Source organism: Kaistia nematophila (genome assembly GCF_026343855.1).
Lineage (GTDB): Bacteria > Pseudomonadota > Alphaproteobacteria > Rhizobiales > Kaistiaceae > Kaistia > Kaistia nematophila.
The window spans coordinates 42982-58168 of the sequence record NZ_JAPKNK010000007.1 but is presented as its reverse complement, the minus strand read 5'-3'; the positions used below and the strand labels follow the sequence as shown (position 1 = coordinate 58168).

The following is a 15187-nucleotide window of genomic DNA, read 5'->3' as shown; positions in this document are numbered from 1 at the left end:
TGATGTTGCAACGCAGCAATGCAATTCCTGCATGCCAAAGCGCAGGCAGCCAAACGCCACCGCGCCCTTTCAGGCGCGGTGTGCCCCAGGCTGAAGGGATGGCTCAGGCCTTGGCGCGGCCGTCGATGCGGCCGAGCAGATGCTCGGCCAGCGGGCTCGTCGCCGAGAACACCGTATCGAGCCGGGAAACGGCCACGGTGCGCGCCCCGGCGCCGGTGCGCAGCCATTCGGCGCAAGCATAGACCTTCGAGGCCGGGCAGTGCAGCAGCAGATGGCTGGCCGGAATGCCGAACGGCGTCGTTGCGCCGAAGCGGTCGGCTGCGACCCTGGCGGCGCCTTCCGCGTCGGCGACATCGGCGCGGATCTCACGCAGCGAGCGCCCCGCCGATTCCGCCTCGATCCGGTCGATGATGGTGCGCAACGCGCCGCGAGCCGCGCCGCTCCACGTGGCGGAGAGGCTCGCGACCAGATGCGCCTCCGACTGCAGGATCACGCCGTCGCCGACGATCTTCAGCGCATTGGCGGCAAGCGTCGAGCCGGTCGAGGTGATGTCGACGATCAGGTCGGCGGCGCCCGATGCCGGCGCGCCCTCGGTGGCGCCCAGACTCTCGACAATGCGGTAGTCGGCGATGCCGTGGCGCGTGAAAAAGCGCCGGGTCAGGTTGACGTATTTGGTGGCGACCGTCAGCCAGCGGCCGTGGCGGGAGCGGAAATCTGCCGCCACGTCGTCGAGATCGGCCATGCAGCGGACGTCGATCCAGGCCTCCGGCACGGCGACGACGACGTCGGCATGGCCGAAGCCGAGCGGCAGCACGAGATCGAGGCGCTCGGCGAAGTCGGAAACCTCCTCCTCGACCAGGTCGCGCCCGGTGATGCCGAGATGGACCGAGCCGGCGGCGAGTTCGCGGGTGATCTCGGAAGCCGAGAGAAACGCAACCTCGACGTCCGGCAGGCCGCCGATGCGGCCGCGATAGGAGCGTTCGCTGCCCTGCTGCACGACGGGCAGTCCGGCGCGGGCGAAGAAGGCGTTGGCGTTTTCCTGCAGTCGGCCCTTGGAGGGCACGGCGAGGACGAGCGGGGCGTCGGTCATGCCGCTTCTCCCTTGACGCGATCGAGCCAGAGGGCGAAGCCGACGGCGGGCACGGTGGACTTGGCGCCGAGCAACGGCATCAGACGGTCGTAGCGGCCGCCGCCGACCACCTGCTGGCCGGCCGGCAGCGCCTTGTCGTAGATTTCGAAGACGAAGCCCGAGTAATAGTCGAGGCGACGGCCGAAATCGGCGGCGAAATCGAGCCGCTCCAGATCGATGCCGCGTCGCGCCAAGCCCTCCGCCCGCTTCTCGAATCCCTCGATCGAGGCGTCCATGCCGAGCTTCTCGTCATTCGAGAGCGCCTTCAGTTCGCCGAGCACGGCGGAAGGCGTGCCGACAATGCCGAGGAAACGGCCAAGCACGGCCTGCGCCCGCTCGTCGAGCCCGCCGCCGGCCGCCAGCGCCGATTGCTCCAGGAAGCGATCCGCGATCTCGCCGGCCGAACGGCCGCCGACAGCGCGAATTCCGGCAATCGATAGAAGATCCTCGACAATGCGATGCGCCGCCTCGTGATCGGTGCCGTCTATTGCCGCGAGGAAACCGGCATGCGCCGGGGTTTCGGCCGACCTGCCGGCGGCGAGCCGCGCGATGGTGGCATCGAGACGGGCGCGGTCGCCGAAGGCGCGCGACAGGCGGCGCTTCCAGACGGCGGCAATGCCGAGTTGCTCGATGATGGCGGCGAAGAGCGCGGAGTCACCGATGCGAACGATCGGCTCGTCGAGCCCGTAAACGCGGACGGAATCGAGCGCCAGCGCCAGCACGTCGGCGTCGGCGGTGATGCGGTCCGTACGGCCGAGCGACTCGACGCCCGCCTGCAGGAACTCGCCATTCGCGCCGCCGGGGCGCTGGCGGAAGACAGGGCCGAGATAGGCATAGTCGGCGGTGCGGTGCGCATCGCCGCTAGCGATGTGCTGCAGGCAGACCGGGATGGTGAACTCCGGCCGCAGGCACTGTTCGCGGCCATCGGCGCTCGTCGTCAGATAGAGCCGGCGACGCAGGTCTTCGCCCGCCACGTCGAGAAAGACGTCGGCGTCGGAGACGATCGGCGGCTCGACGAAGCGGTAACCCGCCTCGGAAAGAAGAATGCGAAGTCGGGTTGTCTCGACCATTTCCGTCACCCCGCCTGCCGCGCGAGGATCTCGCGCACCGCCGCCACCAGATCCGCCTCCGGCACCTCGACCTGCGCCGGACGCGCCTCGCGCCAGACGGCGTTGTCGGTGATCTCCGTCGACATCTGCTTGCCGAGCACCAGATCCTTGACCTGGATCACGCCCTTCGCCTTCTCGTCGCCTCCCTGGATGACGACGCAGGGCGAATTGCGCTTGTCGGCGTATTTCAGCTGCGCCTTGGGGCCGGAGCCGCCGAGATAAAGCTCGGCCCGGATGCCGGCATCGCGCAGGTCCTTGACCATCTTCTGGTACTCGCCGACGCGGTCGCGATCGAAGATCGTCACCACGACGGGTCCGACCTCCGCCTCGGCGGAGATCTTGCCAAGCGCCGTCAGCGCCGCCATCAGGCGTGACACGCCGATCGAGAATCCGGTGGCGGGAACCGCCTCGTTGCGGAAGCGGCCGACCAGGCCGTCATAGCGGCCGCCGCCGCCGACCGAGCCGAAGCGGGCCGGCTCGCCCTTCTCGTTGACCGTCTCGAACAGCAGCTCCGCCTCGAAGACGGGGCCCGTGTAATATTCGAGGCCGCGCACGACGGAGGGGTCGATCTTGATACGATCGGCATAGCCGGCCGCCGTCGTGATCACGGCGATCTGGTCAAGCTCGTTCAGGCCTTCGACGCCGGACGGACCCATCTCGATATTCTGGCGGATGCTCTCGACCGTCGCCTCGTTGCCGACGCTCGACTGCGCCGCGACATACTTCATCACCGTGGCAACGCCGGCGTCGTCGAGGCCCGCGCCCTTGGTGAAGTCGCCGCTCTCGTCCTTGCGGCCGGCGCCGAGCAGGAGCTGGACGCCCTCGGGACCGAACTTGTCGAGCTTGTCTATGGCGCGCAGCACGGTCAGCCGCGTGCCGGCATGTTCAGCGCCGGAAAGGCCGATCGCCTCCATGACGCCGTCGAGCACCTTGCGGTTGTTGACGCGGATCACGTAGTCGCCGCGGCTGATGCCAAGCGCCTCGATCGTGTCCGCCATCATCATGCACATCTCGGCATCGGCGGCCGGCGACGCGGCGCCCACCGTATCGGCGTCGAACTGCATGAACTGGCGGAAGCGGCCGGGACCTGGCTTCTCGTTGCGGAACACCCAGCCGTTGCGGTAGCTGCGATAGGGCTTCGGCAGCTGGTCGTAGTTCTCGGCGACATAGCGGGCGAGCGGCGCGGTCAGGTCGTAGCGCAGGCTCAGCCACTGCTCGTCATCGTCCTGGAACGAGAACACGCCCTCGTTGGGGCGGTCCTGGTCGGGCAGGAACTTGCCGAGCGAATCCGTATATTCGATCAGCGGGGTCTCGACCGGCTCGAAGCCGTAGAGCTCGTAGACTCCCCGGATCGTGGCGAGCATCCGGTCCGCCGCCTTGATCGCGCCGGCATGGCGATCGACGAGCCCGCGCGGCAGGCGCGCCTTCAGGGCGTTCGTCTTGTCTTTCTCGGCCATGTCGTCGATCCCGTCTCTTTTCAGTCTCTTGCCGGTCTCCCGCCCGTCTCTCGGGCGATCCGACTGTACCGCATCATCCGGCAGGTTTCGCACCGGGTTCAGCGGCGCGTTTCGTACCGCATCGACCTTGAACGGGCAACCTCACGACATCATGACGGCAAAGCAAAAAGGCCGCCCCGAGGGGCGGCCTTTTCAAAGCGTACTGCGAACGAAGCGCTTAGAAGGCGCGGCCGAGCTTGGCGTCGACCGAATATTCGTTGCCGCCCTTGAAGACGAAGTAGAGCGCGGCGAAGAACCAGAGCGAAGCGTACTCGAAGCCACCCGAGGCCATGAAGAAGCCGTTGCCGATATGGACCGACAGCGTGGCGACCAGCAGCACGAAGGCGGCGACCAGGGCGGCCGGACGGGTCAGCAGGCCGATCGCCAGAAACAGGCCACCGAAGAATTCGCCGAGGCCGGCAAGCGTCGCCAGCAGCACGGCCGGCTGCAGGCCGATCTGCGCGAAGAAGCCGGCAGTGCCCTCGATGCCGCCGCCGCCGAAGAGGCCAAACAGCTTCTGCGCACCATGCGGGACGAGCCAGAAGCCGACGACGAAGCGGAGGACCGCCTCAAAGAACGGAGAAGCTGCATAGAGGCCGCCAAAGGCGGGGACGATCAGCTTCTGCGACGACGTGGTATCGGACATGTGCAACTCCAGACGCCGGATGGCGCGTTCGATTGATCTGGACCTAAAGATAGCCCATCCGATTGGCGCTCGAAACGTAGCTGCCGCACGACACACTGTTCAACGTGGGCAAACAATTCCCCTCCGGAGCGCTTGAGCGAAACGGCTTGTCAGGCCATCTGCAGCGCCGCTTCCTGCCGCTCGACCAGCACATGACCGCCACCGCCATTCTCGACCAGTTCGAGAAAGCGGTCGTGCAGCGCGGTCAGGCTGGAGCGATGGCCGATCGAGATGACCGTGGTCTGCGGCAGCCGCTCGCGGATGAGGTTGTAGACATGCGCCTCGGCCTTTTCGTCGAGCGCGCTCGTCGCCTCGTCGAGCAGCAGCCAGTCCGGCTTGGCGAGGATGGCGCGGGCGATGGCGATGCGCTGCTGCTCGCCGCCGGAAAGGCGATTGCCCCAATGCACATCGACATCGAGCTCCGGCACCAGGCGCGACAGGCCGACCGCCTCCAGCGCCTCCGTCGCCTGCTCGGTCGCGAGCGTTTCAGCATCGCGCGGATAGGCAAGCGCGGCGCGGATCGTGCCGAGCGGCATGTAGGCTCCCTGCGGCAGGGTCAGCAGATCCGCCCCGTTCGGGATATGGACCTGGCCATTGCCGAACGGCCAGATGCCGCTCAGCGCCCGGAACAGGCTCGACTTGCCGGAGCCGGACGGTCCCGTCAGCAGGACGCGCTCGCGCGGCGCCAGCGTCAGTTGGGGCACGTCGACGATCTCGCGACCGTCCGGGAGATGCACGACGAGATCGCGGATGACAAGATCCGAACCGGCGCCGTCCGGCCGCAGCACCGGCCCCTGCTTCTCCAGCGCTTCGGAATGCTCGATCGCATGCTCGAAACCATCGAGACGATCGACGACGGCCTTCCAGGTCGCCAGCGTCGAATAAGCGGAAACGAAGAACGACAGCGCGCCCTGCACCGTGCCGAAGGCGGAGGCGATCTGGGTCAGTCCGCCGAGCTCAAGCGTACCGGCGAAATAGAGAGGACTGACCAGGATGAACGGGAAGATGACGGCGAGCTGGCTGTAGCCGGCGGTCAGGAAGGTCAGCTTCTTGGTCCGGCTCATGATCTGGTAGAAATTCGAGAGCACCGAGCCGAAGCGGTCATAGAGGCCGACGCGCTCGGCCGGCTCGCCCTTCAGCAGCGCCACTTCCTCGCCATTCTCGCGAAGCCGCACCAGCGCGAAGCGGAAATCGGCCTCGTAGCGCTGCTGCTGGTAGCTCAGCGCCACCAGCGGCTTGCCCACCCAATGCGTCACCAGCGTGCCGAGGATCGCATAGCCGAGCGCCAGCCAGACCAGATAGCCGGGGATGGCGTAGCTCTTGCCGAAGATGATCAGCGGCGCCGTCGACGACAGGCTCCACAGGATGAAGATGAAGGTGACGAGGGTGACGATCTGGCCGAGCAGCGCAACGCCTATCGACAGGAAGCCATCGGTGAAGCGGTCTGCGTCCTCGGCGATACGCTGGTCGGGGTTGTCGGCGGGGTTTCCGGTCAGCCGCATCCGGTAATGCGTGCCCTTCGACATCCAGCCGTCGAGATATTTGTGCGTCAGCCAATTGCGCCAGCGGATCTGCAGCCATTGCGAAAAATAGAGCTGGTAGACCGTGGTGATGATCGAGAGCGCCGCGATCCAGGAGAACACGACGAACATCTGGTAGGCGAAGGTCGACCAGTCCTTCTTCTGCAGCGCCGTATAGAAGTCATTGTTCCAATAGTTGAATTTGACGTCCAGCCAGACGTTGAACAATCGCAGCCCGATGACGATGCCGAGCAGACCGAGCGCAATCCACATTTCCGAAGAGCGGAAATAGGGAAGCGCGATGCGCAGGACCGTTCCAAGCGCCGACTTGAGCTTGTGCATAGAGTTCTCCGACCAGCACCGGTTGCTGTCTGACTGCCCACTATCGGGACGCTGACCTGACGACGACATTGCCGCCGCGTTACCGAACATTAATGGCCGACCGGGAGAATGCCGTTTCTGTGATCGCGATCACAATCACGGCCGCGTGATTCGTTGGCCGGTTGCCGCAGATCGACAGCGATTCTATCCTTTGCTCGAGACCGCGCCGACCGGTGCGATGGGCCTAAATGGGGGATTCCATGAACTTCCGACGCATCCTTGCCGCCTCGCTTCTGGCCGGTGCGGTATCCCTGACCGGAGGCGGCAGCGCCAACGCCCAGAATTTCTTCCAGAAGCTGTTTCAGGGCAGCGACAATTTCGGCCCGCGCGCTTCCGGACCCGGGGCTCCGCTGCCCTACAAGTACCAGAAGCAGCGGGTGCGCTTCGACACCAACGAGAAGCCCGGCACGATCATCATCGATACCGGCGACAAGTTCCTCTACCTGGTCGAGGGCAACGGCAAGGCACTGCGCTACGGCGTCGGTGTCGGTCGCGAAGGCTTCGGCTGGCAGGGCAATGTGAAGATCGGCCGCAAGGCGGAATGGCCCGGCTGGACGCCGCCGGCGGAAATGATCCGCCGCGAGCGCAAGAAGGGCCGTATCCTGCCGGCCTACATGGAAGGCGGCCCGCAGAACCCGCTCGGCGCGCGCGCCATGTATCTCTATCGCGGCGGCCAGGACACCATCTTCCGCATCCACGGCACCAGCGAGCCCTGGACGATCGGCCACAACGTCTCGTCGGGCTGCATCCGCATGGTGAATGCCGATGTGAGCGACCTCTATGACCGCGTGCCGATCGGCACCAAGGTCATCGTCCGCTAGTTCCGAACGATCCGGGATGCCGCCCCGCGGCGTCCCGGCCAGGCCGCCTCAGTTGGCGAAGGCCGACTGCGGCGCCTTGTAGGCCTTCATGAAAATCGTGACGGCGCTGTCGACGCGGCGCGCGATTTCCTCGGGTCCCGGGCTGTCGATCACGCCGAACAGCACGCTGCGCATGACGCCGCTCTGCGACAGCTCGACGAACTGCTGCGCCGCCAGCAGGCAATCCTCGATCTCCAGAATGCCGGCCTTGGTCTGGGCGTCCAGATATTTGGCCAGCAATTGCGTGCAGAGCATCGGGCCGTTCGAATAGAATTCCGCCCCGACTTCCGGCATCCGGTTGATGATCGAGAACACCGACCGCATCGCCTTGATGTAGTAGGGCTTGGTCAGGATCGTGCAAAGCTCGCGGCCGAATTTCTTCAGCACCGCCTCGACATCGTGATTCTCGAAATCGAGCATCACGATCCGGAACAGCTCCTCGCGCTTCTCGGCCGAGATCAGCTCGATGAAGAGGCGCTCCTTGTTTTCAAAGTAGACATAGAGCGTGCCCTTGGAGACGCCGGCTGCGCGCGCGATGTCGTTCATGCTCGCCGCGTCGAAGCCCTTCTCGAGGAAGACCTGGCTGGCACCGCGCATGATCTGTTCGCGTTTGCGCGAATCCTGCCCCGCCCCGCCCTCTTCGGCGTCACGGGTGGTGTCGACGAGTGACACGGCCATTCTCCTTCGCCGCGGGCCGTCTGCTCGATGCAGCGTCGAGTCAGGCCCCGCATTTTCTGAATTCCAAAGTACCAAGAAGCGGTTGCCAATCCAACCGGCACCGCCCCTTGTGCTGCGGTGCAAGATTTTTTGACCGAACCGTTCAGTTCGATCTTGATTTAACCCCTCAATGGGACTAATTCAAGCGCCGTTGACCGAACGGTTCGGTCAAACCCTATTCCCGGGGCTGAAAGACAGGAGACGAGTCATGGCAAAGGTCGCACTTGTCGAGACCCCTGAAGATACCGGCGTTTCCGAGCTGGAGCCGATCCAGCGCCGCACCGCCGAAGCCACACCGCCGCCGCCGGCGGCTGCGCCCATTGCCGAGCGGCCCTCCGCGCCCGGCAACAGCGGCGAAGCCAAGCCTGCGATCGCCCCACCCCCGGCCAAGCGCGGCGGGCGGCGGCGGTTTCTTCTCCTGACCGTCGGCGTCGTCGCGATCGCGGCCGGCGCCTATTTCGGCCACGAATGGTGGACGGTCGGCCGCTTCATGGTCTCGACGGACGACGCCTATGTCGGCGCCGACACCGCGACCGTGGCGCCGCGCCTGCCCGGCTACGTCACCAGCGTCGCCGTCGCCAACAACACCGCGGTGAAGACGGGCGACCCGCTTGTCTATCTGGACGATGCCGACCAGAAGCTGGCCGTCGAGGCGGCACAGAACCAGATCGCCGCCCAGCAGGCCGCCATTGACCGCATCGACCGCCAGATCGAGGCCGGCCAGGCCGGCGTCGCGCAGGCCCGCACGTCGATTGCCTCGGCCAATGCCGACGCCGAACTCGCCGTGGCGGATCTCGGCCGCGCCACCGCGCTCGCCAAGAACCAGTTCGCGACGCAGCAGGCGCTGCAGCAGGCGCAGGCGACCAAGGACAAGACCGCCGCCGCCGTGGAATCGGCCAAGGCTGGCCTGACCACGGCCGAGGCCAATGTCGCGGTGCTGCAGGCGCAGCGCGTCGAGGCGCAGCGCGCGCTCGACCAGGATCAGACGACGCTGGCGCAGAAGAGGCTGGATCTCGAGCACATGGTCGTGCGCGCGCCGTTCGACGGCGTGATCGGCAACCGCGCCGTCAATCCGGGCCAGTATGTCGCCACCGGCCAGCGCCTGCTGGCATTGGTGCCGCTGCAGGACGTCTATGTCGACGCGAACTTCAAGGAGACGCAGCTAGACCGCATCCGGCCGGGCGCGACCGCGAGCGTCAGCGTCGACGCCTATTCGGACGGCACGATCGAAGGCGTCGTCGACAGCGTCGCACCCGCATCGGGCGCCGTGTTCAGCCTGCTGCCGCCCGACAACGCCACCGGCAACTTCACCAAGATCACCCAGCGCGTGCCGGTCCGCATCCGCATCCCGGCCGCCGAGGCCGCGAAGGGCCATCTCCGTCCCGGCCTGTCGGTCGTCGTCGACATCGACAGCCGCACCGGCGGTGAGACCAAGGCGGCCGCCGCCAACTGAAAGCAGCTTCTCCCCATCGGGGAGCGCTTCGAGAGGGGAACCGGTCCTGTCGTCCCTACCGGCTTTCCGGCTCCCCTCTCGTTGAAATCGACCGTCCCCGCACGGCCGTGATGCCGGCGCCAACGCCGGCGCCCATTCGGGGCTGACGCCCGAGGAGACGATCATGGCCGGACCCCAACAGCCCGCCCTGCCCGAAATGACGCCGCGCCGCACGCTTGGCTTCGTCGCCATGGCCGTCGGCATGTTCATGGCGATCCTCGACATCCAGATCGTCTCGTCGTCGCTGACCGAGATCCAGGCGGGCCTTTCCGCCAGCGCGCAGGAAATCTCCTGGGTGCAGACGGCCTACCTGATCGCCGAGATCATCATGATCCCGCTCTCGGGCTTCCTCGGCCGCGCGCTCTCGACCCGCTATCTCTTCGCCATCGCCGCCGGCGGCTTCACCATCACCTCGATCGGCTGCGCCACGTCGAACTCGATCGGCGAGATGATCGTCTGGCGCGCGCTGCAGGGCTTCATCGGCGGCGGCATGATCCCGGCCGTGTTCGCGGCCGCCTTCACGATCTTCCCACCCAATCGCCGCGCCATGGTCTCGGCCATCGTCGGCCTGATCGCGACGCTGGCGCCGACCGTCGGCCCGACCATTGGCGGCTATCTCACCAACATCTTCTCCTGGCACTGGCTGTTCCTGGTCAACGTGATCCCCGGCATCGCCGTCACGATCGGCGTGCTCAGCTTCGTCGACTGGGACAAGCCCAATTTCAAGCTGCTGCAGCGCTTCGACTATATCGGCCTGATCACGCTCGCCGCCTTCCTCGGCAGCCTCGAATACGTGCTCGAGGAGGGCTCGGCCAATGACTGGTTCCAGGACGAGACCATCGCCGCGCTGGCCGTGGTGACCGTAGTCGCAGGCGTGCTGTTCTTCTGGCGGGTGCTGAAGACCGACGAACCGATCGTCGACGTGCGCGCCTTCCAGAACCGCAACTTCGCGACCGGCGCGCTGTTCTCCTTCATGCTCGGCGTCGGCCTCTACGGCCTCGTCTATCTCTATCCGGTCTATCTCGCCCGCGTGCGCGGCTATGATTCGCTGCAGATCGGCGAGACCATGTTCGTCACCGGCCTGTTCATGATGATGACGGCACCGATCGTCGGCCGCCTCGGCCAGAAGATGGACCCGCGCTACATGATGGCGTTCGGCCTGTCGCTGTTCGCGCTTTCCTGCCTCGAACTGGTACCGATCACCAAGGACTGGGCGTTCAGCGAGCTGTTCATCCCGCAGGCCATGCGCGGCGTCGCGCTGATGACGTCGATGATGCCCGTCTCGATGCTGGCGCTCGGAACCCTTCCGCCCGAGCGCATGAAGAACGCTTCCGGCCTCTTCAACCTGACGCGAAACCTCGGCGGCGCCGTCGGCCTTGCGGTGATCACTACTATACTGAACAACCGCTGGGACCTGCACATCACGCGGCTGCACGAGCAGGTCCAGTGGGGCCGCGAGGCGGCGACCGAGCGGCTCGACGCCATGACGAAGGGCTTCGCCGCCACGCTCGGCTCCGACGCCAACCTGGCGGCGATCAAGACCTTGACCCAGTCGGTCAAGCGCGAGGCCCTGGTGATGGCGTTCTCGGACGTGTTCCTCGTGCTCGCCGTCATCTTCGCAGGAATAGTCCTCCTGGTCCCGCTGGCGCAGAAGCCGCAGGGCGCACCGGCAGGCGGAGGGGGCGGCCACTAGGCCGTCCCTGTTCATCCTCCGGGTTCCCGCCACTCGCCCCTCGCTCGATCCAAGACCGCGGATTGAGATCGGCGGGCAACAGGACTAGTGTCGGGTGCCCTGGCTGAACCAGATTCCTCAGGCGCCCCTCTTGCCCGGCCCACCCCCGGCGGGCGCACAATCACATTGGCGATATTCCATGGATGCTTCCGTTTCCTCGCGCCCAGGTCCGGCTCCGCTCGACCATGCGACCGTTCGCTCGATCGTCCTCGGCGTCATGCTGGCCATGTTCCTGGCCGCTCTCGACCAGACCATCGTGGCAACCGCGCTGCCGACCATCGGCCGCGAGCTCGGTGACCTGCAGAACATCGCCTGGGTCGTGACCGCCTACTTGCTGTCATCGACGGCGGTGACGCCGCTCTACGGCAAGCTCAGCGACATCCATGGCCGGCGCACGGTACTGCTGATCGCCATCGCCATCTTCATCGTCGGGTCGATCGCCTGCGCGCTGGCGCCAACCATGACCGGGCTGATCCTCGCCCGTTTCCTGCAGGGCCTCGGCGGAGGCGGCCTGATCTCGCTGGCCCATACGATCACGGGCGACGCGATCCCGCCCAAGGAGCGCGCCAAGTACATGGGCTATTTCGGCGCCGTCTTCGCCAGCGCCAGCGTCGCCGGCCCGGTGCTGGGCGGCGTGCTTTCCGAGGCGCTGCACTGGTCGGTCATCTTCTGGATCAACCTGCCGCTCGGCCTCATCGCCTTCGCCATGACGTTCAACGCACTGAAGAAGCTGCCGCGCAACGATCGCCCGCACCGGCTCGACGTGGTCGGCGCCGTGCTGCTGGTGGCGGCGGCCGTGCTGCTGCTGCTGGCGCTGAGCTGGGGCGGCGTCAACTATCCGTGGGGCTCGCTGCCGATCATCTCGCTCCTGCTGGCCTCGGCGGCGGCGTGGGTGCTCTTCGTCGCTCGCGTCCTGACAGCGCCGGAGCCGTTCCTGCCAGTCGGCGTGCTGCGCGACCAGGTGGTGGCGACGGCGACGCTCGCCGGCTTCTTCGGCATCGGCACCATGGTCGGCCTGTCGATCTACATGCCGCTGTTCTTCCAGTCGGTACTGCACCTGTCGGCGGCGGAATCGGGCTTCGCGCTGATCCCCCTCTCGATCGGAACGGTGTTCGGCGCCCAGTTCTCCGGCCGCGTCATGGCCCGCGTCCAGCACTACAAGCGCTCGCCGACCATCGGCCTGGCCGTCGCGATGATCCTGACCGCCCTGCTCGCCGCCTTTGCCGGCCGGATGGACGTGATCTCGATCGAGATCGTCCTGGCCTTCATCGGCGCCGGACTCGGCACGCTATTCCCGGTGACGATCGTGGTGGCCCAGAACGCCGTGCAGGCGCATCACCTCGGCACCGCGACGGCGACGATCAACTTCATGCGCTCGCTCGGCAGCGCCATCCTGGTCGCAGCCTTCGGCGCGATCTTCCTCGCCGGCCTCGGTGCGATCTCCGGCGGCGAAGGCGGATCGGTCGAGGCCAAGATTGCCGCAGCAGCTGGGGCCGGCATTTCGCTCGCCGGCGCTTTCCGTGGCGTGTTCATCGCGGCGACGATCTGCATCGCCATTTCGCTGGCGCTGCTCGCGATCATGGAAGAGCGCCCGCTGCGCAGCACCCGCGGCCCCACCCCTTCGGCGGTCGAGGTCTAGACGCACAAGGCCCCAACCCGAGCGGTCGGGTTGGGGTGATTTTCGGAAGTCGCTCGCGCGCTGGAACACGCCGGACGACTACGGGCTTTCGGAATTGGCCTCATGGAAGCGGATGCGGTTGCCGAACGGATCCGGCACCTGCACCATGCGGGCGTCAAAGCCGGTATCCTGAAGCCCCGGGCGCGAATAGCCATACTTCTTGGCCAGAAGCTCGCGGTGGAAGGCCTCGATCCCGCGCATCCAGACGAACACGGTCGAGCCAGGGCTGGCGTCGCCGTGATGCTCGGAGAGATGCAGCACCGCGCCGGCGCGCGAGATCTGCGCATAGAGCGGCATGCCCTCGCCGTAGCGATGCTCCCAATCGACATGGAAGCCGAGGAAATCGCGATAGAATTCCATCGCCTTGGCGATGTCGAATATCCGCAGGATCGGGATCACCCGGGTGAATTGCAATCCGTCCGCCGCGGCAGCCTTGATCGGATCGGCCTCGGCGGCGATCGCCGCCGCGAGGACGTTCCAGTCGTCGAGCCCGAACTGGCGGGCGACGATCTCGAGCGTTTCGCTGTGGGTGAGTTCGATATCGCGCTCGGCCATCACCGCCCGCAGCGCCTTTGCCATGGATTTGGCATCGCGAAAATCGCGCATACAACCTGTTCCTTGCCTCAGGGCGAACGCAGTCACGTCAGTGCTTGCATTGCTGAGGCGTTCGCCGGGGCCAACGGATCAGGTTCGGTTCATCCGGTGCATTCACCATACCCCAAAGGGCGCAAGCGGCAGGCTGCACCAGCCTGCCGCGATCTTAGTCGACGCGGTCGACGCGTCAATCGGCTCAGTCGATCAGCTTGTAGGCCGGCACCGTCAGGAACGGCTCGAAGGTCTTGGCCGTCGACAGCTTGGCGAACAGGCTGATCGCCTCGGGGAAACGGCCGGCCGCATAATTGTCCGGACCGACCTCGCCCTTCACCACTTCCATCTCCTCGGCGAGCGCGCGACGGAACAAGTCTTCCGTCACCTTCTGGCCGTCTTCCAGCGTCGCCTCGAAGTTCAGCTGCTGCCAGATCTGGGCGCGGCTGATCTCGGCCGTCGCCGCGTCTTCCATCAGGTTGTAGATCGGCACCGCGCCGCGACCGCGCAGCCATGCCTCGATGTACTGGACGCCGACGCGGATGTTGTGGCGCAGGCCCTCTTCCGTGCGGGTGCCATCATGGATCGCGAGCATGTCCTTCTGGCCGAAGGAAACCTCCTCGCGCAGGCGTGAGAGCTGGTTCGGCGTCGGCATCAGGCGATCGAACACTTCCATGGCGACCGGCACGAGATCGGGATGCGCGACCCAGGTGCCGTCATGACCTGCATTGGCCTCGCGCTCCTTGTCGGCGCGCACCTTGGCGAACGCCGCCTCGTTGGCCTCGGGATTGTTCTTGATCGGGATCTGCGCCGCCATGCCGCCCATCGCAAAGGCGCCGCGGCGGTGGCAGGTCTTGATCAGGAGTTCCGAATAGGCGAGCAGGAAGGCCTTGCCCATCACGACCTGGCCGCGATCCGGCAGCAGGAACGCCTTGTTGTTGCGCAGCGTCTTGATGAACGAGAAGATGTAGTCCCAGCGGCCGCAGTTGAGGCCGGCCATATGGTCCTTCAGCTCGTACAGGATCTCGTCCATCTCGAAGGCCGCCGGCAGCGTCTCGATCAACACCGTCGCCTTGATCGTGCCATGTGCGAGGCCAAGCGCCTCCTCGGCATAGGTGAAGACCTCGTCCCAGAGACGGGCCTCCAGATGGCTTTCGGTCTTGGGCAGGTAGAAATACGGGCCCGAACCCTGCGCCAGCGCTGCCTTGGCGTTGTGGAAGACATAGAGGCCGAAATCGACGAGCGAGCCCGATGCGTCCTTGCCGTCGAAGGTGATGTGGCGCTCGGGCAGGTGCCAGCCGCGCGGACGGATGATCAGCACGGCAGGATTGGCGCCGAGCTTGTAGGCCTTGCCGGTGCGCGGATCGGTGAAGTCGATCCGGTTTTCCCAGCGATCCCTGAGATTGAGCTGGCCCTCGACCATGTTGGCCCAGACCGGCGAGGAGGCATCCTCGAAGTCGGCCATGAAAACCTTCGCGCCCGAGTTCAGCGCGTTGACGATCATCTTGCGGTCGACCGGGCCGGTGATCTCGACGCGACGATCCTGCAGGTCGGCCGGGATCGGCGCGACCTTCCAGTCGCCTTCGCGGATCGCCTTGGTCTCGGGCAGGAAGTCCGGCAGGCCGCCATTGTCGAAGAAGACCTGGCGCTCGTTGCGGAACTCGAGCAGGGCCCGGCGCTTGGCGTCGAACCGGCCGTGCAGTTCGGCGACGAAGGCGAGCGCCTCCGGCGTCAGGATCTCGTCGAAGCGGGGACCGATCTCCCCCTTCACAGCCAGGCGTTCAGCGTTGGTGGCGGACATGA

The 15187-nt window shown here is 66.2% G+C and carries 12 protein-coding genes; 4 read left to right on the top strand and 8 right to left on the bottom strand.

Features of this window, described 5'->3' with window-relative positions:
* Window positions 1–103 precede the first annotated feature (103 nt).
* The 5 genes from hisG to OSH07_RS16275 form a co-directional block, all read right to left on the bottom strand.
* A complete protein-coding gene (gene hisG / locus OSH07_RS16295) occupies window positions 104–1090 on the bottom strand; it encodes an ATP phosphoribosyltransferase (protein ID WP_266339739.1) in 987 nt (328 codons plus the stop codon).
* Window positions 1087–2199, bottom strand: coding sequence for an ATP phosphoribosyltransferase regulatory subunit (locus tag OSH07_RS16290; RefSeq protein ID WP_266339738.1), 1113 nt, complete (start codon window positions 2197–2199; stop codon window positions 1087–1089). Before OSH07_RS16290 ends, hisG begins: the two co-directional genes overlap by 4 nt.
* Window positions 2200–2204: 5 nt before the next feature.
* Window positions 2205–3695, bottom strand: a complete 1491-nt coding sequence (gene hisS, locus OSH07_RS16285) for a histidine--tRNA ligase (protein WP_266339737.1) — start codon at window positions 3693–3695, stop codon at window positions 2205–2207.
* Window positions 3696–3912: 217 nt separating this feature from the next.
* Window positions 3913–4380, bottom strand: a complete 468-nt coding sequence (locus OSH07_RS16280) for a DoxX family protein (protein ID WP_266339736.1) — start codon at window positions 4378–4380, stop codon at window positions 3913–3915.
* A 149-nt stretch (window positions 4381–4529) separates the two neighbouring features.
* Window positions 4530–6281 (bottom strand): ABC transporter ATP-binding protein/permease, encoded by a 1752-nt coding sequence (locus OSH07_RS16275; RefSeq protein ID WP_266339735.1) that lies wholly within the window; start codon window positions 6279–6281, stop codon window positions 4530–4532.
* A 239-nt stretch (window positions 6282–6520) separates the two neighbouring features.
* Between OSH07_RS16275 and OSH07_RS16270 the strand changes: the two genes are divergently transcribed.
* Window positions 6521–7141 carry a L,D-transpeptidase gene (locus OSH07_RS16270; protein ID WP_266339734.1) on the top strand — a complete coding sequence of 207 codons (621 nt, stop codon included), beginning with the start codon at window positions 6521–6523 and terminating at the stop codon, window positions 7139–7141.
* Window positions 7142–7189: 48 nt separating this feature from the next.
* Here the strand turns inward: OSH07_RS16270 and OSH07_RS16265 are convergent, their stop codons facing one another.
* A complete protein-coding gene (locus OSH07_RS16265) occupies window positions 7190–7852 on the bottom strand; it encodes a TetR/AcrR family transcriptional regulator C-terminal domain-containing protein (RefSeq protein ID WP_266339733.1) in 663 nt (220 codons plus the stop codon).
* Window positions 7853–8105: 253 nt separating this feature from the next.
* Here OSH07_RS16265 and OSH07_RS16260 point away from each other — a divergent pair, with 253 nt between their 5' ends.
* From OSH07_RS16260 to OSH07_RS16250, 3 genes are all read left to right on the top strand, one after another.
* Window positions 8106–9350 (top strand): HlyD family secretion protein, encoded by a 1245-nt coding sequence (locus OSH07_RS16260; RefSeq protein ID WP_266339732.1) that lies wholly within the window; start codon window positions 8106–8108, stop codon window positions 9348–9350.
* A 163-nt stretch (window positions 9351–9513) separates the two neighbouring features.
* Window positions 9514–11082: a DHA2 family efflux MFS transporter permease subunit gene (locus tag OSH07_RS16255; protein ID WP_266339731.1), complete on the top strand. Its 1569-nt coding sequence runs from the start codon at window positions 9514–9516 to the stop codon at window positions 11080–11082.
* A 178-nt stretch (window positions 11083–11260) separates the two neighbouring features.
* Complete coding sequence (locus OSH07_RS16250; RefSeq protein WP_266339730.1) at window positions 11261–12760, top strand: MDR family MFS transporter; 1500 nt, start codon at window positions 11261–11263, stop codon at window positions 12758–12760.
* A 78-nt stretch (window positions 12761–12838) separates the two neighbouring features.
* On the opposite strand, the gene OSH07_RS16245 is transcribed toward OSH07_RS16250, so the two are convergent.
* Together OSH07_RS16245 and aceB are read right to left on the bottom strand one after the other, a co-directional pair.
* Window positions 12839–13405 (bottom strand): glyoxalase superfamily protein, encoded by a 567-nt coding sequence (locus tag OSH07_RS16245; RefSeq protein ID WP_266339729.1) that lies wholly within the window; start codon window positions 13403–13405, stop codon window positions 12839–12841.
* A gap of 184 nt (window positions 13406–13589) precedes the next feature.
* Window positions 13590–15185 carry a malate synthase A gene (gene aceB, locus OSH07_RS16240; protein WP_266339728.1) on the bottom strand — a complete coding sequence of 532 codons (1596 nt, stop codon included), beginning with the start codon at window positions 15183–15185 and terminating at the stop codon, window positions 13590–13592.
* Between the last annotated feature and the right edge of the window lie 2 nt (window positions 15186–15187).

Coding starts and splice junctions, on each gene's coding strand:
- aceB (WP_266339728.1), bottom strand. CDS start 15,185: ATGTCCGCCACCAACGCTGAACGCCTGGCTGTGAAGGGGGAGATCGGT.
- hisG (WP_266339739.1), bottom strand. CDS start 1,090: ATGACCGACGCCCCGCTCGTCCTCGCCGTGCCCTCCAAGGGCCGACTG.
- OSH07_RS16255 (WP_266339731.1), top strand. CDS start 9,514: ATGGCCGGACCCCAACAGCCCGCCCTGCCCGAAATGACGCCGCGCCGC.
- OSH07_RS16270 (WP_266339734.1), top strand. CDS start 6,521: ATGAACTTCCGACGCATCCTTGCCGCCTCGCTTCTGGCCGGTGCGGTA.
- OSH07_RS16275 (WP_266339735.1), bottom strand. CDS start 6,281: ATGCACAAGCTCAAGTCGGCGCTTGGAACGGTCCTGCGCATCGCGCTT.
- OSH07_RS16290 (WP_266339738.1), bottom strand. CDS start 2,199: ATGGTCGAGACAACCCGACTTCGCATTCTTCTTTCCGAGGCGGGTTAC.
- OSH07_RS16250 (WP_266339730.1), top strand. CDS start 11,261: ATGGATGCTTCCGTTTCCTCGCGCCCAGGTCCGGCTCCGCTCGACCAT.
- OSH07_RS16245 (WP_266339729.1), bottom strand. CDS start 13,405: ATGCGCGATTTTCGCGATGCCAAATCCATGGCAAAGGCGCTGCGGGCG.
- OSH07_RS16280 (WP_266339736.1), bottom strand. CDS start 4,380: ATGTCCGATACCACGTCGTCGCAGAAGCTGATCGTCCCCGCCTTTGGC.
- hisS (WP_266339737.1), bottom strand. CDS start 3,695: ATGGCCGAGAAAGACAAGACGAACGCCCTGAAGGCGCGCCTGCCGCGC.
- OSH07_RS16260 (WP_266339732.1), top strand. CDS start 8,106: ATGGCAAAGGTCGCACTTGTCGAGACCCCTGAAGATACCGGCGTTTCC.